General features: G+C 68.0%; 14 protein-coding genes. 7 read left to right on the top strand and 7 right to left on the bottom strand.

What is annotated here, in order from left to right:
• Positions 1–16: 16 nt before the first annotated feature.
• From BKN51_RS18565 to BKN51_RS18545, 5 genes are all read right to left on the bottom strand, one after another.
• Entirely contained in the window at positions 17–730 is a 714-nt protein-coding gene (locus BKN51_RS18565; protein ID WP_101608845.1) for an ABC transporter ATP-binding protein, read from the bottom strand.
• The gene (locus tag BKN51_RS18560; RefSeq protein WP_101608844.1) at positions 720–1,493 is read right to left on the bottom strand and encodes an ABC transporter ATP-binding protein; all 774 of its coding nucleotides are present in this window, start codon (positions 1,491–1,493) and stop codon (positions 720–722) included. The genes BKN51_RS18565 and BKN51_RS18560 overlap by 11 nt, the downstream gene beginning before the upstream one ends.
• Positions 1,490–2,620, bottom strand: coding sequence for a branched-chain amino acid ABC transporter permease (locus tag BKN51_RS18555; protein WP_101608843.1), 1,131 nt, complete (start codon positions 2,618–2,620; stop codon positions 1,490–1,492). Before BKN51_RS18555 ends, BKN51_RS18560 begins: the two co-directional genes overlap by 4 nt.
• On the bottom strand, positions 2,617–3,588 hold the full coding sequence (locus BKN51_RS18550) for a branched-chain amino acid ABC transporter permease (RefSeq protein WP_101608842.1): 972 nt from the start codon (positions 3,586–3,588) through the stop codon (positions 2,617–2,619). The genes BKN51_RS18555 and BKN51_RS18550 overlap by 4 nt, the downstream gene beginning before the upstream one ends.
• A 108-nt stretch (positions 3,589–3,696) precedes the next feature.
• Positions 3,697–4,851 (bottom strand): branched-chain amino acid ABC transporter substrate-binding protein, encoded by a 1,155-nt coding sequence (locus tag BKN51_RS18545; protein ID WP_101608841.1) that lies wholly within the window; start codon positions 4,849–4,851, stop codon positions 3,697–3,699.
• Between the two features lie 467 nt (positions 4,852–5,318).
• On the opposite strand from BKN51_RS18545, the gene BKN51_RS18540 reads away from it, so the two are divergent.
• Complete coding sequence (locus BKN51_RS18540) at positions 5,319–6,140, top strand: alpha/beta fold hydrolase (protein ID WP_101608840.1); 822 nt, start codon at positions 5,319–5,321, stop codon at positions 6,138–6,140.
• Here BKN51_RS18540 and BKN51_RS18535 read toward each other — a convergent pair.
• On the bottom strand, positions 6,106–7,074 hold the full coding sequence (locus BKN51_RS18535) for a LysR family transcriptional regulator (RefSeq protein ID WP_101608839.1): 969 nt from the start codon (positions 7,072–7,074) through the stop codon (positions 6,106–6,108). The two genes, BKN51_RS18540 and BKN51_RS18535, sit on opposite strands and share 35 nt — an antisense overlap.
• Before the next feature lie 187 nt (positions 7,075–7,261).
• Positions 7,262–7,690, bottom strand: coding sequence for a PaaI family thioesterase (locus BKN51_RS18530; RefSeq protein WP_038511292.1), 429 nt, complete (start codon positions 7,688–7,690; stop codon positions 7,262–7,264).
• Between the two features lie 62 nt (positions 7,691–7,752).
• Here BKN51_RS18530 and polA point away from each other — a divergent pair, with 62 nt between their 5' ends.
• The 6 genes from polA (at position 7,753) to BKN51_RS18500 (ending at position 18,209) form a co-directional block, all read left to right on the top strand.
• On the top strand, positions 7,753–10,497 hold the full coding sequence (polA, locus tag BKN51_RS18525; protein ID WP_101608838.1) for a DNA polymerase I: 2,745 nt from the start codon (positions 7,753–7,755) through the stop codon (positions 10,495–10,497).
• Positions 10,498–10,561: 64 nt separating this feature from the next.
• A complete protein-coding gene (locus BKN51_RS18520; RefSeq protein WP_233224258.1) occupies positions 10,562–12,166 on the top strand; it encodes a S1 family peptidase in 1,605 nt (534 codons plus the stop codon).
• Complete coding sequence (locus BKN51_RS18515; protein WP_101608836.1) at positions 12,163–14,406, top strand: serine/threonine-protein kinase; 2,244 nt, start codon at positions 12,163–12,165, stop codon at positions 14,404–14,406. Before BKN51_RS18520 ends, BKN51_RS18515 begins: the two co-directional genes overlap by 4 nt.
• Positions 14,407–14,416: 10 nt before the next feature.
• Entirely contained in the window at positions 14,417–15,838 is a 1,422-nt protein-coding gene (locus BKN51_RS18510) for a VWA domain-containing protein (RefSeq protein ID WP_101608835.1), read from the top strand.
• The gene (locus tag BKN51_RS18505; protein WP_101608834.1) at positions 15,835–16,923 is read left to right on the top strand and encodes a hypothetical protein; all 1,089 of its coding nucleotides are present in this window, start codon (positions 15,835–15,837) and stop codon (positions 16,921–16,923) included. Before BKN51_RS18510 ends, BKN51_RS18505 begins: the two co-directional genes overlap by 4 nt.
• Positions 16,920–18,209: an ABC transporter substrate-binding protein gene (locus tag BKN51_RS18500; protein WP_101608833.1), complete on the top strand. Its 1,290-nt coding sequence runs from the start codon at positions 16,920–16,922 to the stop codon at positions 18,207–18,209. The genes BKN51_RS18505 and BKN51_RS18500 overlap by 4 nt, the downstream gene beginning before the upstream one ends.
• The last annotated feature ends 6 nt before the right edge of the window (positions 18,210–18,215 follow it).

The following is an 18,215-nucleotide window of genomic DNA, read 5'->3' as shown; positions in this document are numbered from 1 at the left end:
CCTTCCCGAAAAGGCGTCAGACGCCGAGGTCGCCACCGAGGTAGGCGGCCCGCACCTGCGGGTCGTCCAGCAGCTCGGCACCGCGGGCGCTCTTGACCACTGCACCGGTCTCCAGCACGTACGCGCGGTCGGAGAGCTTCAGCGCCTGCTGCGCGTTCTGCTCCACCAGCAGGACCGTGGTCCCGCGCTTGTTGATCTCGCGGATGATGTCGAAGATCTGCGCGATCAGCATCGGCGCCAGGCCCATGGACGGCTCGTCGAGCAACAGCACCTTGGGCTTGGTCATCAGCGCGCGGCCGATGGCGATCATCTGCTGCTCGCCACCGGACATCGTGCCGCCGAACTGGGTCTTGCGTTCGTTCAGCCGCGGGAACAGCTCGTAGACCTCGTCGAGGTCGGCCTTCAGGTCGTCCTTCCGGGTGTAGGCACCCATCAGGAGGTTCTCCTGCACCGTCATCCCGGGGAACACCCCCCGGCCTTCCGGTGACTGGCCGATCCCGAGCTCGACCCGCTTGTGCCCGGGGGTCTTCGAGATGTCCTTGCCGTCGAAGAGGATCCGGCCGCTGGTCAGCGGACGCAGGCCCGAGATCGTCTTCAGCGTCGTGGTCTTGCCCGCACCGTTGGCCCCGATGAGCGAAACGATCTCGCCCTCGCCGACCTCGATGCTCATTCCCTTGAGCGCGGCGATCTTCCCGTAGTGGACGTTGATGTCCTGAACCTCAAGAAGCATCTTCCGCCACCCCCAGGTAAGCCTCGATCACCTTTTGGTTGTTCTGCACCTCGTGGGGGAGCCCTTCTGCGATCTTCTGGCCGAAGTCGAGCACGGCCAGCCGGTCGGCGATCTGCATGACCAAGCCCATGTCGTGCTCGATGAGCAGCACGGTCCGGCCGTCATCACGGATCTTGCGGATCAACTGCTGCAACGAGTTCTTCTCCGCCGGGTTCATGCCGGCGGCGGGCTCGTCGAGCAGCAGCAGCTTCGGATCGGTCGCGAGCGCACGCGCGATCTCCAGACGGCGCTGGTCGCCGTAGGAGAGGTTCTTCGCGGTGTTGTGCTCGACCCGTCCGATGCCGACGAAGTCCAGCAGTTCCCTCGCCAGTTCCCGGCCGCGCTTTTCTTCCTTACGGTGCCTGGGCAGGCCCAGCGTCGCGGTGATCGCCCCGGTCTTGTGCTGTGAGTCGGCACCCACCATCACGTTCTCCAGCGCCGACATGTTGTGGAACAGCCGGATGTTCTGGAACGTGCGGGCGATCCCGGCCTTGTTGACCTTGAAGCGCTTCATCCCGTCGACCTGGCTGCCGTTGAAGAGCACCTGGCCTTCGGTCGGCTGGTAAACGCCGGTGACCACGTTGAACACCGTGGTCTTGCCCGCGCCGTTCGGCCCGATCAGAGCGAAGATCTCGCCCTGGTTGATGGAGAGGTTGACTTCCTTCAAGGCCGTGACGCCACCGAAGCGCATCGTCACGTTGTCGAATTCGAGCAACGCGCTCATTTCGTCACCTCCGCCGAAGCCTCGGAATCCGGACCCGCGACTTCGGCGCCCATGGCACCCATCCCGCCCGTTCCTTCTCTTAGTTCCGCCTTGCGTTGCCGCGACGGCAGCAGACCCTCCGGCTTGAGCGCCATCATCAGCACGAGCACGCCACCGAAGACCAGGATCCGGTACTCGGCGAAGTCACGGAACCGTTCTGGGAGCCAGGCGACCAGGAACGCGCCCAGGATCACGCCGGGCAGGTTTCCCGCTCCACCGAGCACGACGGCCGCGAGGATGGTCGCCGACAGGATGAACGGGAAGTTCTCCGGCGCGATGAACACGGCCTTGCTGGCGTGGACACCGCCCGCGAGCCCGCCGAGCATGGCGCCGATGGCGAACGCCAGCAGCTTGAACTTGAACGTCGGGACGCCCATGAGTTCGGCGGCGTCCTCATCCTCGCGAATCGCGGCCCAGGCCCGGCCGACGCGGCTCTTCTGCAGCCGCACCGAGAAGATGATCGCGATCACGATCGCAGCCAGGATCAGGTAGTAGTAAGGCGCCGCGTCCAGGAGGAACTCCGTGCCGAGCAGCGGCTCCGGGTGCGGGATGTTGGTGATGCCGCGGGCTCCGCCGATGGCGTCGGTGTTGTTCGCGGTGATCCGGACGATCTCACCGAAACCGAGGGTGACGATCGCCAGGTAGTCACCGCGAAGCCGGAGAGTCGGTGCACCGAGGATGACTCCGGAAATCGCCGCGAGGACGATGCCGACCAGGAACGTGGGCCAGACGAACCAGCCGTAGTTCGTGCCCATCGTTGCCAGGGTGTAGGCGCCGATCGCGAAGAACGCGACGAAACCGAGGTCCAGCATCCCCGCGTGGCCGACCACGATGTTGAGGCCGATCGCCAGCAGGATGTAGATCCCGATCGGGAAGATCAGGACGTTCGTCCAGTCCGAGTCCGGGGACATGAACGAACCGATCGCCGGCGCGGGCAGGATCAGCGCGAAGACGATCAGGGCGAGGTAAACGCCATAGCGCTGCCAATGCGGAGCGCGGGCCCACCAGTCCCGAAGACCATCGACGGGGTGAAACCCGGAGCGCGCGGGCTTTCCGTTTTCTGTAGACACTTCTTCGTTGCCCTTCATGCGCGTGCCCGCTGTAGCGATTCACCGAGGATGCCGGTGGGTCGGAACATCAGGACCAGCACCAGTACCACGAAGGCGGTGACGTCCTTCCATGCTGAACCGAAGAAGATGGAACTCCAGTTCTCCACCAGCCCCAGGACGATGCCACCGAGCAGAGCGCCGCGCAGGTTTCCGATACCTCCCAGCACGGCCGCGGTGAACGCCTTGATACCGAGGAGGAAGCCGATGCGGTAGTCGGTGTTCTCGTACTCCATGACGTACAGTGCCGCGGCGATACCGGCCATCGCACCACCGAGAAGGAAGGTGAGGCGCACGATCTTGTCGATGCTGACACCCATCAGCACGGCGGCTTCGGGATCCTGTGCGGTGGCACGGATACCGCGGCCGATGCGGGTGCGGCTGACCAGCTGGTCGAGCACGACCATCATGATCACGGCACCGACGACGACGAACACGTGGTCCGTGCGGACCACGCCGTTGCCGATGTGGAACAGCTCCTCGTGCGGGATGAACCGTGGCGCGTTCTGTTGCACACGGCCGGATTTCCCGGTGATCCATTCGATGATCTCGAGGCCGAACAGTTCCTGCAGGAACAGCGAGGCGCCGATGGCGGAGATCAGGGCGGCCAGGCGGGTCGCGCCCTTCTTGCGGAGCGGCCGATAGGCCACTTGCTCCAGCAGGACCGCCGCACCACCGGACACGGCTGCCGAAGCGATGATGATCAGCAGCAGGACGGCGATCATCCCGAACACGCCGAGCGTGATCGGGGCGGTGCCGCCCGCGATGGTGATCAGGATGAACAGGGACGTGACCGTCCCGATCATGAAGATTTCGGAATGTGCGAAGTTGATGAGCCGGAGCACGCCGTAGACCATTGTGTAGCCGAGGGCGATGAGGGCGTAGATGCTTCCGGCGACCAGTCCGCCGATGGTACTACCGAGGAACTGGGCTTGCAGATCTTGAAGCATGACGTGGATGCCTTACGGGACGGGGCGGATTCTTTCGCCACATTTGCGGGAAGCGGGGGTGCTGTCGCACAGCGCCCCCGCTTCCGTTAGGTGTTCCTACCTGCTCCGTCAGCCGTTGAGCTTGGCTTCGGTCGAGACACCGAGGTTCTTGAGGACGCCGCCGGTGACCTGGTAGACGTTGATCGCGTCCGTGGACGGTTCGCCGTTCTCCTTGAACTTGATCTGCTTCGAGGCACCCTTGAAGTCGATCGTCTTGAGGGCCTCGTTGATCTTCTCCGAGGTGGTGTTGCCCGCCTTGACCGCGTTGATGATGGCGGTCGCGGCGTCGTAGCCCTCGCTCGAGTAGATCGCCGGGTCGACGTTGAACGCGGCCTTGTACTTGGTGCTGAACTCGTCGGTGGAGCCGGCGTCCGGGATGTTGCACGGGCAGCCGACGACGGCCTTCTCGGCGGCCGCGGCACCCGCACCGCTGACCAGCTGGGCGTCGAGCGAACCGTCACCGGTCGCGAAGGTGGCGGTCACGCCGCCGTCACGCAGCTGCTTGAGCAGACGGCCACCCTGAGCGTAGTAGCCACCGAAGAGGATGATGTCCGGGTTCGCGGCCTTGACCTTCTGCACGGTCGAGGAGTAGTCCGACGCGTCCTTGGCGAACTTGTCGCGCTCGCTCGGGACGTTCTTTTCCTTCAAGGTCTTCTCGAAGTTGTCGGCCAGGCCGACACTGTATTCCTGGTCGTCCGAGATGACGTACGCCTTCTTGGGCGACTTCGCCGTGATGAGGAAGTTGGCGATGGCCGGGCCCTGGCTGGCGTCGCTCGCGACGACACGGTGCCAGTACTTCCAGCCGTTCGCGGAAAGGCCCGCGTTGGTGGCCGACGGCGAGACACTCGGGATCTTGTTCTGCTCCAGCTGACCGCCGATGGCCTTCGACTCACCGGAGAAGGCCGGGCCGATCAGCGCGGTGATCTTGTCCTGGCCGACGGCGGTCGCGATCAGCGACGTCGCCTGCTCGGGCTTGCCCTGGCTGTCGTACTCCTTCAGTTCCAGCTTGGTAGCCGGATTCGTCTTGTTGTACTCGTCGATAGCGAGCTTCGCGCCGTTGCGGGGCGGGATCACGATCCCGGAGTTCTCACCGGTGAGGTCACCCATGAACCCGATCTTCAGCGTGCTGCTGTCACCGCTGCCGGACGAGCTGCTGCCGCCAGCGCAGCCTGCCAGCGCAAGCGACGCAGCCGCCGCGACGGCGAAAACCCGTCCAAAACGCACTCCTGACACCGACTACCTCCCATGACCAACCAGCCGCCGGTAGGCGTTGCCCCCGACACAGGGGCTAGGTTAGGGACGGAAGATATCCCCCTCCGCCATGATCTGCCCAGACGCCCATCACTCTGTGTCCACATCGTGACGGTCGAAACCAGAACGAATTGCACGAAAAGGCGAATGTTGCCGGTTGACGAGTCTCCGCTGGTCACGCTGGGGATTCACCGCTACCACCTCGATCATGCTTGTGGGTAATGATCATGTTTCGGGCGCGTATCTTGCGCCCTTTCCCGTCGCCGAGGGCGTCCGTTCGTCGTAGCAATGCTGCCCCAAAGGGCGTCAATCGTGCCCTCCCTTCTCTTCCGCCATGACAACCGATGGTTGTCATGGAGGCCGGAACGGCTGTTGGATCAGCACCCTGACCTCGCGGTTAGCTGTTCCCAGAGCCGGAAAGACCGAGAGGACCTGGGAGAATGACGATGAGCATCGAACTGGACGGGGCGATCGAAGGCGTGGCGGCGGGGGTCCCGTTCGTGGCACTGCCGCCGTCGGACAAGGAGCGCCCGGCGCCGCTGGTGCTCACCTGGCATCTGCTGGGCGCGCCGTTCAGCGAGGCGGCCATGGCGGCGGCGCTGCCGATGCGGGAACTGCACGCGTGGCGGGTGCACCTCGGGTTGCCGCTGACCGGGAAACGGTTCCCGGAAGGCGGTTTCGAGGGCTTCTTCCGCCTCGCGAGCGAGGACAACGTGCTCAACGTCGTCGAGCCGCTCACGAAGCAGGTCGAGGCGGAGTTTCCCGCCGCGGTGGCGGAACTGCGCTCACGGTTGTCCATTGAGGACGGTCCGGTCGGGCTGGTCGGCGGTTCGCAGGGCGGCGGGGTCGCGCTGCAGATGCTGACCCACACCGAGATCGAAGTGGCGGCGGCCGCCCTGGTGAACCCGGTGACCCAGCTGGCGCCGGTGATCGCCGCGAACGAGCGGGTCTACGACGTCACCTACCCCTGGTCGGACCGGTCCCGCGCGGTCGCGAACGAGTACGACTACGTGCGCCGGGCCGGGGAACTGACCGCGCCGGTACTGCTCGTCATCGGCGGGGAGGACGACGTCTCGATCACGGAACCGGCCGAAGCACTGCACAAGGTGCTGGGGGAGCAGCGATCCGAACTCGTCACCATCCCGGGGATGGCGCACGAATTCGCCGAGGCTCCGGGGCTCGAACCCGCTCCGCAGACGGAACACGCGAAGCTGGTCGATGCCGAGCTCACGCGCTGGTTCGCCCGGCACCTAGCGGTCTGAGGTCGTCGTCCGGGAGCCACGACCGCTCGGGATCGTAGGCGCACCAACCCTCTTCGTGGCTGGTCCGGCCCGCGAGCGCCAGCAGGCGCCGCAGGGCCGGGCCTTCGCCCCGCCGCCACACCACCGACCAGGGGAACAGTGGCGACGGCTCGAAGGGCAGGACCGCCAGGTTGAGATCGGAGGCGAGGTCCATGTCGGCGCCGGCGAGGGTGACCCGCTGCTTCCCGTAGCGGGTCTGTTCCAGAGTGTGCCGGAGGTCGTAGCTGACTCCGGAGTCGTCGATCGGGACGTCGAATTCTTTGCATAGGCGTTGCAAATAAGAAAGCCATTCGACCGGGCCGCCCAATTGCGGGATCCAGATGCCTTCGCTTCGGAGATCGGACAGTTTCAGCACTTCGTTGCCGGCCAGCGGATGTTCCGGGGCGAGAAGGGCGACCAGCGGCTCGAGCCGGAGGAGCCGGTGTTCGAGTTCCGCGGGTACTTCGCGGCCGAGGTCCGCGACGCGGCCGAACGCGAGGTCGATCTCGCCTCGGACCAGCGGGTCGAGGGCGTTGGCCAGCCCGCGCCCGGCGATCCGTTCGACGGCGAGCGCGGGGTCGCGCTGGGCGATGCGCCGCAGCATGTACATCGGCGAGAGGCGCGGGTCGATGACGTCGAGGCGGGGTGGGCGGTCCTGCAGGCCCATCGCGGCGACGGCGGCGTCCGCCGCGCGGATCAGCTCGCGCGCGTGCGGAAGGAAACGGCCTCCGTCGGAGGTCAGCTCGACGGACCGGTTGGTGCGCCGGAAGAGCGGGACCGACAGGGCGTCCTCGAGCTTCCGGATCCGTTTCGACAGTGCCTGCTGGGTGAGGAACAGGGATTCTGCCGCGCGACCGAAATGGCCGTGGTCCGCGGTCGCGACGAACGCGCGCACCTGAGCGGTGTCGAGATCCACGTGCACCGTCCTTCCTGCCCGGACGAGACGAACGGGACTCTCAGTGCAGAGTTTGCCCTGAAAGTCCCGTTCGGTTCACGCGGAGCCCCCACTCTGTACTCGTGCCCTCCTGCCCGAAGTGCATGAAGGCCCCCTTCCCTACCCTCAAGGTAGTGAAGGAGGCCTTCACGGACATCCGAACCGGGGATCAGGCGCCCGGCGGGCGTTCCCGCACCACGCAGGTCAGCCGCGCCGTGCAGGAGCGGCGCCCCTGGTCGTCGGTCAGCACGATCTCGGCGGTGACGGTCCCGCGTCCGACGTGCACCGGGGTCGCGACGCCGGTCACCCGTCCGGAACGGACCGCCCGGTGGTGGGTGCACGAGAGTTCGAGCCCCATCGTCGCCTTGTCGGTGCCGGCGTTGAGCGCGCAGACCATCGAGCCGAGCGCTTCGGCGACGACGGCGTTGGCCCCGCCGTGGAGGAGGCCGTAAGGCTGGAGATTGCCCTCTACCGGGATGCTGCCCACGACACGTTCGGGACCGAATTCGCTGATCTCGAGCCCGAGCTTGTCGTTGAGCTGCTGGCCGGCGAAGGCCGGGTCGATCCCGGCGAAGGATTCGAGGGCTTGTTCGGTCACGCAGAGCTCCTTAAACGACACGACAGGTAGGACTGTCAGACCCTCACCCTAGACTCGCTCCCGTGAGCCCGAGTGAGAACACGACCGTTGCCAACGCCACACCTGCCACCGCACAGGCCGAGCGGCCCAAGCTGCTGCTGATCGACGGCCATTCGATGGCGTATCGCGCGTTCTTCGCGCTGCCCGCGGAGAACTTCAAGACGAAGACCGGGCAGACGACGAACGCGGTGTTCGGGTTCACCTCGATGCTCATCAACCTGTTGCGCGACGAAGCGCCGACCCACCTCGCGGTGGCGTTCGACCTTTCCCGCAAGACGTTCCGCTCGGAGACGTTCAAGGAGTACAAGGCCAACCGCAGCGCCACCCCGGACGAGTTCAAGGGCCAGGTCGGGCTGGTCGAGGACGTGCTCAAGGTCCTCGGCATCCCCGCGCTGACCAAGGAGAACTACGAAGCCGACGACATCATCGCCACGCTCACGACACAGGCGACCGCCGAAGGCTTCGACGTCCTCATCTGTACGGGCGACCGTGACGCGCTCCAGCTGGTGACCGACCAGGTCACCGTGCTGTACCCGAAGCGCGGCGTGTCGGAGATGACCCGGTTCACCCCGGAGGCGGTCGAGGAGAAGTACGGCCTCACCCCGGCCCAGTACCCGGATTTCGCCGCGCTGCGCGGCGACCCCTCGGACAACCTGCCGAGCATCCCCGGCGTCGGCGAGAAGACGGCCGCGAAGTGGATCAGGCAGTTCGGCTCCTTCAACGAGCTGATCGACCGGGTCGACGAGGTCAAGGGCAAGGTCGGCGACGCGCTGCGCGAGCACCTCGGCGCCGTGATGCTGAACCGCCAGCTCACCGAACTGATCCGCGACGTCGAGCTGGAGCTCGGCCCGACAGGTCTCGAGCTGCGCCCATGGGATCGCGAAGCCGTCCACGCACTGTTCGACGAGCTCGAGTTCCGCGTCCTGCGTGACCGTCTCTTCGCCACCCTGCAGAGCGCCGAGCCCGAGGCCGAAGAAGGCTTCGAGGTCAGCGGCGCGAAGCTCGCTCCGGGCGCGCTCGCGGGCTGGCTTTCCGCACACGCCGGGCAGGGCGAGCCGGTCGGCGTGGCGTTCCGTACCACCGGCGCCTCGGTCCGCTCGGACCTGAGGGCCATCAGCTTCGCGGCACCGGACGGCGAAGGCGCTTATGTCGACGTCACCGAGATGGACGCCGAGGACGACAAGGCCCTCACCGCCTGGCTCGCCGACGAGAAGATCCAGAAGATCGGCCACGAGCTCAAGGTCCCGCTGCACGCCGTCGGCGCGCGCGGCTGGGCGTTCGCCGGGCTCGTCATGGACACCGCGCTCGCGGCGTACCTGGTCCGGCCGGGTCAGCGCACCTTCGAGCTCGACGACCTGGCCCTGCGGTACCTGCACCGCGAGCTGCGTTCCGAGGCCGACACCGGTGACGGACAGCTCTCCCTGCTCGACGGCGGTGGCGCCGAGGACCTGGAGCTGAAGGAGATCCAGGCCGAGCTGGTCAAGGCCCGCGCGGTCGCCGAGCTGGCGGGTGCGCTGACCAAGGAGCTCGAGGAACTCGGCGGCGCGCAGCTGCTCGTCGAGCTGGAGCTGCCGCTGCTGCAGGTGATCACCGGACTCGAAGCCGCGGGGATCGCGGTCGACATCGAGCACCTGACGAATCTGGAATCCCACTACCTCAGCCGGGTCACGCAGGCCGCGGACGAGGCGTACGCGGTCATCGGCAAGCAGGTCAACCTCGGTTCGCCGAAGCAGCTGCAGGTGATCCTGTTCGACGAGCTCGGCATGCCGAAGACCAAGCGCACCAAGACCGGTTACACCACCGACGCCGAGGCTCTGCAGAGCCTGTTCGAGAAGACCGAGCACCCGTTCCTGCAGCACCTGCTGGAGCACCGGGACGCGACCCGGCTGCGCACCACGGTCGAGGGCCTGATCAAGTCGGTCGCCGACGACGGCCGCATCCACACCACGCTGCTGCAGACGATCGCGGCCACCGGGCGGCTCTCGTCGGTCGACCCGAACCTGCAGAACATCCCGATCCGCACCGAGGAAGGCCGCCGCATCCGCGACGCGTTCGTCGTCGGGGACGGGTACGCCGAGCTGATGACGGCGGACTACAGCCAGATCGAAATGCGGATCATGGCGCACCTCTCGCAGGACGAAGGGCTGATCCAGGCCTTCAACAGCGGTGAGGACCTGCACACGTTCGTGGCGTCGCGCGCGTTCTCGCTCCCGCCGGAGGAGATCACGCCGGAACTGCGGTTCCGGGTCAAGGCGATGTCGTACGGCCTCGCGTACGGGCTTTCGGCGTACGGGCTTTCGCAGCAGCTGCGGATTTCGACCGAAGACGCCAAAGAACAGATGGAAGCGTATTTCTCCCGTTTCGGCGGCGTGCGCGACTACCTCCATTCCGTCGTGGGCGACGCGGCGAAGGTCGGTTACACCGAAACGATCTTCGGCCGCCGCCGGTATCTGCCGGATCTCAACAGCGACAACCGCCAGCGCCGTGAAATGGCCGAGCGGATGGCGCTCAACGCGCCCATCCAGGGCAGCGCGGCCGACATCATCAAGGTCGCCATGCTCAACGTCCACAAGGCGCTGACCGAGGCGAAGCTGAAGAGCCGGGTCTTGCTGCAGGTCCACGACGAACTAGTCCTCGAGGTAGCCGAAGGCGAGCGCGAGCAGCTGGAAGCGTTGGTGCGCCAGGGAATGGGCTCGGCGTACGAACTGGCCGTCCCGCTTGAGGTCTCGGTCGGGTACGGGCGGTCCTGGAACGACGCCGCGCATTAGGCCTCGTGAGTGGTAATGACGGTGAGAACCGTCATTGCCACTCACGATCGGTAGGGTCTCCCGGGTGACTTCCGAGCGCAGACGCTGGCGGGTGCGGCTGCGCGATCATCGTGGGCGGATCCTGGGCGCCGGGACCATGCTCGACCATGAGCATCTCCTCACCTGCGCTCACGTGATCGAAGGCCACGAAGACGTCACGGTGGATTTCGTGGCGCTTCCCGGTGTGGAGCCCGGAATCGCCACGATCGTCGCGCGGGCGGACCCCATCGGCGACGACGGCGGGGACGTCGCGCTGCTCCGCCTGCGGCACCCCGAGGAACAGATCACCGGCGCCCCGCTCCACCGGACGGCTCTCGAAGACAATCAGCGCGTACGCGCGTACGGCTTCCCGTCCGGTTCGGACGGCATGTGGTCGCTGGCGACCGTCGTCGGCGACGGCGGGCACGGTCTCGAGCGCGTCCAGTTGCACCGGACCCCCGACGCCGAGCCGATCACCCACGGGTTCAGCGGTTCCGCGGTGATCGCCGACCGGACCGGGCACGTCGTCGGCATGGTCGCGACCCGGTACACGACCGAGGCCGCCCGGGTCTCCTGGATGATCCCGGTCGAGACCCTGCTCGGCTACCTGCCGGAACTGCGCCGCTGGGCCGAGGGCAGCCCGGCGATCGACCCGAGTTTCGTCCACTATCCCGAACCGCCGGTGATCGACGTGCTCTTCGCCCGCGAATTCGCCAGCTGGCTCGGCGGGTACGGCCGGTCGGACGTCCGGGTGATCATCATGGGCGCGGACGATTCCGCCGTCGCGGGCTCGTTGCGCCGCGCGATCTTCCTCGCCGACCGCGAACACGGCGCGGGGCGGAGCGCGTCCGGGCCGACGGTGCCGCCGGTGGGCAGTGTCGTCCTCGCCGTCGACGCGGTCGGCAAGACCGCCGACGAGGTCCGCCGCCGCATCTCCGAACGCCTGGACGTCGCCGCGGACTCGCCCGCCGGCCGTCACGGGACCGGCCGGACCGTCGTCGTCTACGGGATCGACGAGTCGGCCGAGCCCGACGAACTCGTCGGCGAGGTGCTCCTGCCGCTGGCCCAGCGCGCGCACGAACTCGGCCTGCGGCTCGCGCTGGCCTTCCGGAAGGAGAGTTCGCCGGGGGTGAGCGTTGTCCGGTCGAGCACCGAAGTCCTGCCCGACGGCGAGGACGACATCGAGGGCCGCCTCGCTTCGCTGGAGACCCGGCTGGACGAACTCGCCCGGTTGGAGAAGGACAACCTGAGCGACGCGCCCCGGTTCTTCGACGCGCCGGAGGCCCCGGCCAGGGTGCGACGGCTGAAAGGCGCGTTGACGCAACTGCGTTCGGCGGAGCGGGACGGAGAACCCGAGTGGGTGAAACGGCATCTGCCCGCCTGTGAACGGACCGTGGCCAGAGCCGGGCAGCGGGCCCGCGACCTTCGCCGTCTCCTCGACGAGAACCTCGCCCGGCGCGCGGAACTCCGCGCCCGGCTCGACGCGTACGGCGAGATGGCCCGTAACAGCGGGCTCGTCGAGGACGTCGAACTGGACGCCGCCTACGCTCCCGCCTGGCGGAGGCTCTTCGAAGGACCGTGCGACCTCGGGGCCGCGGCGGCCGCCGTCGAGCGGTACGCGGACACCGTACGGAAACGGATCGACGGATGACGGCCTGCGAACAGGACGGTTGCGCGGGCAAGCTGGCCAAGACCGGTTTCTGCGGGTACTGCGGGCTGGCGCCCGGAGCGCCGGACGAACCCGCGCGGCCGGACAAACCGACCCTGGTGATCCTGGGCCCCGGAGAGATCCCGGCCAGGACCACCACCACGATGGTCACCCGCTCCCAGCAGATGGCGGGCCACGCGACCGCGGACGAGCGGGTCCCGCTGCCGATCGTCGAACTCCCCGACGTCGCGAGCCGTCTGCTGACCGTGCCGCACGTCCCGGAGGAGGAACGGTTCTGCGGCAAGCACGCTTGCTCCCGCACTCCGGTCGGCCGCTCGATCGGCGGCAGGCCCGCGCCGGTCGAGGGTTTCTGCCCGGTCTGCGGGACGCCCTTCTCGTTCTCGCCGAAGCTCACGGCGGGCGACGTGGTCGACGGCCGCTATCACGTCCTCGGCTGTGTCGCCCGCGGCGGCATGGGTTTCGTCTATCTGGCAACGGATTCCGGTCTCGATGACAGGCAGGTCGCACTCAAGGGCCTGATCAACGCGAACGACACCGCCGCCGACAAGCTCGCGGAGAACGAGAGCCAGGTGCTCATCGCGCTCGAGCATCCGAACGTCGTCCGGATCCTGAACGTGGTCGAGCACGACGGCGCCCGCTACATCGTCATGGAGTTCATCGACGGTCTTTCCCTGCGGGAGATCAAGAACCGCGGCCGGGCCGGGCTGGACTCCAGCGAGGGACGGTTGCTGGTCGAGCACGTCGTGGCGTACGGCAGGGAGATCCTGACCGCGCTCGGCTACCTGCACGGCGAAGGCCTGCTGTACTGCGACATGAAGCCGGACAACGTGATCCACGGCGAGAAGCGGATCAAGCTCATCGATTTCGGCGCCATCAGGAAGATCACCGACGGCGAAAGCCCGGTCGTCGGAACCGAGCACTATCAGGTGTCCAGGGAAGAACTGAAGAAGCACGGGCTCACCGTCCGGTCCGACATCCACACCGTCGGCGTGACGTTGCGGGAACTCTTCCAGGCCAGCGACGGCTGGTCCGTCACCCCCGACGTGCGCGGCGTCCGGTTCGGCATCGAATCGTTCGGCCGCGTCCTCGACCGCGCGACCGCGCCGTTCGAGCGGCGGTTCGCGACCGCGCACGAGATGCTGGTCCAGCTCGACGGCGTACTCGGCGAGATCCTTTCCTTGCGGGACAGGCGATCCCGGCCCGCCGGGTCGACGCTGTTCACCGAAGGATCGGTGCTGCTCGACGCGGGACTCGGCCAGGCGCCGCCGCTGGAGCATTGGACACGGGGGACACCCGTCTCGCTCGGGGACCGGCCGAGCGCCGCCGAGATCGCCGTCGGTCTCCCGCTGCCGCGCGAGGATCCGGAGGACGCGCAGGCGAACTTCCTCCGCGCGGTCCGTGCCCCCGACGCGGCGCGGCTGCTGAAGAAACTCGACAAGGTGCCCGGTTCGGTCGAGGTCGGGTTCCGCCGGTGCCGCGCCTGGCTCGAACTCGGGGCGACCGTGGAGGCCACACTGGCGGTGGCGGAGTCCGAACGGCTGCTCGGCGAGCGCGCCGCCCATGACTGGCGGGTGGCCTGGCATCGCGGCCTCCTCGCGCTCGGCGCGGGCGATTTCGCGGAGGCCAAGAAAAACTTCGACGCCGTCTACCGGGACATCCCCGGTGAAGAGCCGCCCAAACTCGCGCTCGGCCTCTGCGAAGAGCACCTCAACGGCGCGGTCGCCGCCGAGCGGTACTACGACGCCTTGTGGGCGCGGGACCGGTCCCAGGTCAGTGCGGCGTTCGGGCTCGCGCGGGTCCGGCTGCTGCGGGGCAACCGCGCCGCCGCCGTCGAAATCCTCGACCAGGTCCCGGAGTTCTCGCGTTACGACGAGGCCGCGCGGATCGCCGGAGTGCGGGTGCTGTCCTCGCCGATGCCGGGGACCGGCGACCTCCCGTCGTCCACCGAACTCGACGACGCCGTGGTCCGGCTGTCCGCTTCGGACCTCGACGGCGACGCCTTCGACAGGCTGGTCACGGCCGTGCGCGAGACCGGGCTGGCGGCGGTGCTCACCGGGCAGGACGGGATCACCGACGGCGAGATCCTGCGGTCCACCGAGACGGGTGCCCGCACGCTCCTGGACAGGTCGTACCGGCGGCTCGCCCATCACGCGCCCGGGGCTGGGCCGCACGACGTCCTGATCGATCTCGCCAATTCGGTGCGACCGGTGACTCTGGTGTGAGAGGGGAACGATGAGGGAACCGAGTCTGGGCCTCGAAGTGCACCAGAACAAGTTCCTGGCCGAAGGGGACCGGTCGATGACCGCGATCGTCCGCGTCGTCTCACGCGGCGGTGAAGCGCCTGTCGTCAGGACTGCCGCCGAGGTCCTGATGATCGACTGTTCCAGCTCGATGCGCTTTCCCAGCACCAAGATCGGCGAGGCCCGGCGTGCCGCGGCGGCCGCCATCGACGTCTTTCCCGACGGCGTGCGCTTCGCCGTCATCCAGGGCACCGACCGCGCGACGATGCTGTACCCGGCCGAGGGCGGCCTGGTGGCCGCGTCCGACCGGACCCGGGCGGAGGCCCGTGCGGCGGTCGAGCACCTCGCGGCGGTCGGCGGTACCGCGATGGGTGCCTGGCTCGCCAAGGCACGCGACCTTTTCGACGGCGTGCCCGACGCCGTCCGGCACGCGATCCTCCTGACCGACGGCCGCAACGATTCGCAGACCAGGGCCGACCTGATGAGCGTGCTGAACAGTTGCGAGGGCCGGTTCGTCTGCGACGCCAGGGGAATCGGCGACGGCTGGGAGCCTGCCGAACTCACCCAGATCGGCCGGGTGCTGCGCGGGAACATCGACTCCGTCGTCGAGGACGAAAAGCTCGCCGAAGACTTCCGGCAGCTCGTCGAGAGCGCGATGACGAAGGTGCTGCCCGAGGTCCGGCTGCGGATCGGCACCATGCCGTACAGCCGGCTGAGATCGGTCAAGCAGGTGTTCCCGGACGAGTACGACCTCACCGACCGGTGCGAGGAGACCGCCGTCCGCGAGGTGGAGCTCTCGCTCGGTTCGTTCGCGGGCGACGAGACACGGGACTACCAGCTGATCCTCGATCTCGATCCCGACCTCGAACCCCGGTTCGGACGGGATCGTCAGCTGGCGTGGACGGAACTGATGCCCGTTCCCGGAGTCTCGCGGGAGGAAGACGCGCTGGCGATCGCGGGGCAGTGGACTCACGACCCGATCCCGCCGACGAAGGTCGACCCGCTCGTTTCCCGGTACGCCGACCAGAACGCGCTCAGCGAGGCGCTCGGCGCCGGCACCGAAGCCTATCTGGCAGGCGACCGTGAAACCGCCGAACGGGAGTGGCGCGAGGCGTTCTCCTTGGCCACCGAGCTGGACGACGCGGACATGCTCGACAGGCTCCGCGCCGTCCTGGAGGTCCTCGACGAAAAGGACTTCCTCGTGCGCGTGCGCGACGAGGTGCCACCTTCCGCCATCCTGCATCTCGTCGTCCCCTCGAGGGTTTCGAAAATCGCTTCGGCGCAGGAAGATCGGCCGATGCCCGAACCCGCCGACGTGCCGCCGGTCGCCTGTCCCGTCTGTCACGAGTTGTCTCCCGGCTGGGCGACCTTCTGCGTCGGCTGCAGGAGAGCGCTCGACGGGGCGGATTCGTGACGGCGACCCGGGTGCGGCTGGTGCGGCTCCGCACCGCACTGCTGGCGCTCACCCTCGCGGTACTGGTGCTCTCGCTGTGGGCGTTCCACAGTGTCCAGAGCACCGCGGAGACCGTCCGCGACCGGACGTCGCAGGCGGTGCTCGAAGTGACCGCCGCGCGGGCCGCGCTGGTGGCCGCCGACGCCGCCGCGATCACCAGTTTCGCCTCCGGCGAGGCGAAACTCGCCGGCCCGGGGCAGGAGTACTCGAATCAGCTGTCACTGGCCAGCCAGAGCCTCGCGCGGATCGCGGAGTTCAACCAGGCCGGTGCGGCGGGCGGTAACGCGTTGCAGGTGGTGGAAAGCCAGGTCGCGGCCTACTCGGGCTCCATCGGGCAGGCCGACGTGCACTTCCGTCAGCCGGACGCCCCCGTTCTGGGCGCTGTCGACCTGTGGCACGCCTCGCGGCTGCTGCACGCCCCCGGTGGTGTCCTGGACGAGCTGGAATCGTTGCAGGCCGGGCAGCGTGAGGCCCTGGACAAGCAACTGTCGTCCACCGGGGTGAGCCTCGCGACGCTCCCGCTGTGGCTCCTGCCGGTCCTGGCCCTGCTGGTGCTGCTGGTCCTCACTCAGCTGTACCTGAAGAAACGCTTCCGCCGCGTGGCCAACGTCCCGCTGCTCGCGGCGACCGTGCTGGTCGCCGCGATCGGGGTGGCCCTGGTGTTCACCCTGGTCAGCCGCGACCGGCTGGATTCGGTGGGGGAGCGGCTCGACGGCGTCGCCACCGCCAGGGACGCGCAGATCCAGGCGGCCGACGACGCGGGCCAGCGACGGCTCGCCGACCTGCTGGGCGAGTACTGCGACGAGGAGCAGGGATGCGGCGTGACCGCCGACGAATTCCGGGTGCGGGCACGACAAGCCGGCACCGTGGAGACGGACAACACGCGAGTGGCCACGGCGGGGGCGCGGGCCGTGGCGGCCGACGCCTACGGTGCGGCCGAATCCGGCGTCCGGGAGTTCCTGATCCCGGCGGGCACCCTGCTCGCCGGCGGGCTGATCCTGCTCGGGATGCACGCCCGCGTCGAGGAATACCGGTACCGCCCGTGAAACGGTCGCTGGCCTTGATCATGGCGCTGTCGCTGCTCGCGGGCGGCTGCTCGGCGCCCGCCGACGACCGGCCGGTGGTCGTGCTCGCGTCATGGACCGACGCCGAGGAGGACGCGTTCCGGCAGGTGCTGGAAGCGTTCACGGCCGACACCGGGATCAGCCACCTCTATCAGGGCACCCGTGCCGTCGACCAGGTCCTCGCCTCGGACGTCCAGCGCGGCACGCCGCCGGACGTGGCCGTCCTGCCCAACGCCGGGGTGCTGGCGAAGTACCGGAAGTCGGGCGACCTGCTGCCGCTCGGCGACGAGCTCTCGGCCACCGTCACGCGGTCCTTCAGCCCGCAATGGGTCGCCCTGCAGAAGATCGGCACCCAGGATCTCTACACGGTCGCGGTGAAGGCCGATCTCAAGAGCGTGATCTGGTACAACCCGGCCAAGCTGACCGGGATCCGCCCGACGACGTTCGAGGGCCTCCGCGCGTACTCCGCCGGGCTGACGGCCGCGGGCGGCACGCCGTGGTGTGTCGGGATGGGCGCCCCGCCCGCGTCGGGCTGGCCGGGAACCGACTGGATCGAAGACATCCTGCTGCACTCGGCGGGGCCCGAGAAGTACTGGCAATGGGCGTCCGGCAGTCTGGAGTGGACCTCTCCCGAGGTCAAACAGGCCTGGCTGGACTGGGGTTCGGTGCTCGAGGCCGCCGCGATCCGCGGCGGCGCCGCGGCCGCGCTGCTGACCGACTTCGGCGACGCAGGAAAGCCGATGTTCGCCGAACCGCCGGGCTGCGTGCTCGAACACCAGCCGTCCTTCATCATCAGCCGCTACGAGAAGGTCAAGCGGGCCGACGGGACGGTGCCGAAGCCCGGAGCCGATTTCGACTTCCTCTCGTTCCCAGGGCGCGATGTCTCCGAGGTCACCGCCGACCTCGCCGGGATGTTCCAGGACAACCCGCGCGCCAGGAAACTGATCGAGTACCTGGCTTCGGAGAAGGCACAGCGGATCTGGCCGTCCATCCCGGACGCGAGCGCGTTCTCGGTCAACCGGAATCTCGGGCTCGACGTCTACACCGACCAGGTGCGCAGGAAGGTCGCGGATACCCTCACTTCGGCCTCCGCGCTGTGCTTCGACGCCTCCGACCTGATGCCCGCGACGATGACCGGCGCCTTCTACCGCGCCGTCCTGGAATACCTGAGCAACCGGGACCGGCTGGACATCCTGCTGAGACAGCTCGACGACGTCCGGAAGAGCATCCAGCCCGGCGAGTGGTTGAAAATCCAATGTGGACAGTAAAGGAGT

The organism is Amycolatopsis sp. BJA-103, assembly GCF_002849735.1.
GTDB lineage: Bacteria > Actinomycetota > Actinomycetes > Mycobacteriales > Pseudonocardiaceae > Amycolatopsis.
Note: the sequence above shows the minus strand (reverse complement) of the source record. Positions and strands in the feature narration are given on the sequence as shown.

Coding starts and splice junctions, on each gene's coding strand:
- BKN51_RS18555 (WP_101608843.1), bottom strand. CDS start 2,620: ATGAAGGGCAACGAAGAAGTGTCTACAGAAAACGGAAAGCCCGCGCGC.
- BKN51_RS18510 (WP_101608835.1), top strand. CDS start 14,417: ATGAGGGAACCGAGTCTGGGCCTCGAAGTGCACCAGAACAAGTTCCTG.
- BKN51_RS18540 (WP_101608840.1), top strand. CDS start 5,319: ATGACGATGAGCATCGAACTGGACGGGGCGATCGAAGGCGTGGCGGCG.
- BKN51_RS18550 (WP_101608842.1), bottom strand. CDS start 3,588: ATGCTTCAAGATCTGCAAGCCCAGTTCCTCGGTAGTACCATCGGCGGA.
- BKN51_RS18515 (WP_101608836.1), top strand. CDS start 12,163: ATGACGGCCTGCGAACAGGACGGTTGCGCGGGCAAGCTGGCCAAGACC.
- BKN51_RS18560 (WP_101608844.1), bottom strand. CDS start 1,493: ATGAGCGCGTTGCTCGAATTCGACAACGTGACGATGCGCTTCGGTGGC.
- BKN51_RS18565 (WP_101608845.1), bottom strand. CDS start 730: ATGCTTCTTGAGGTTCAGGACATCAACGTCCACTACGGGAAGATCGCC.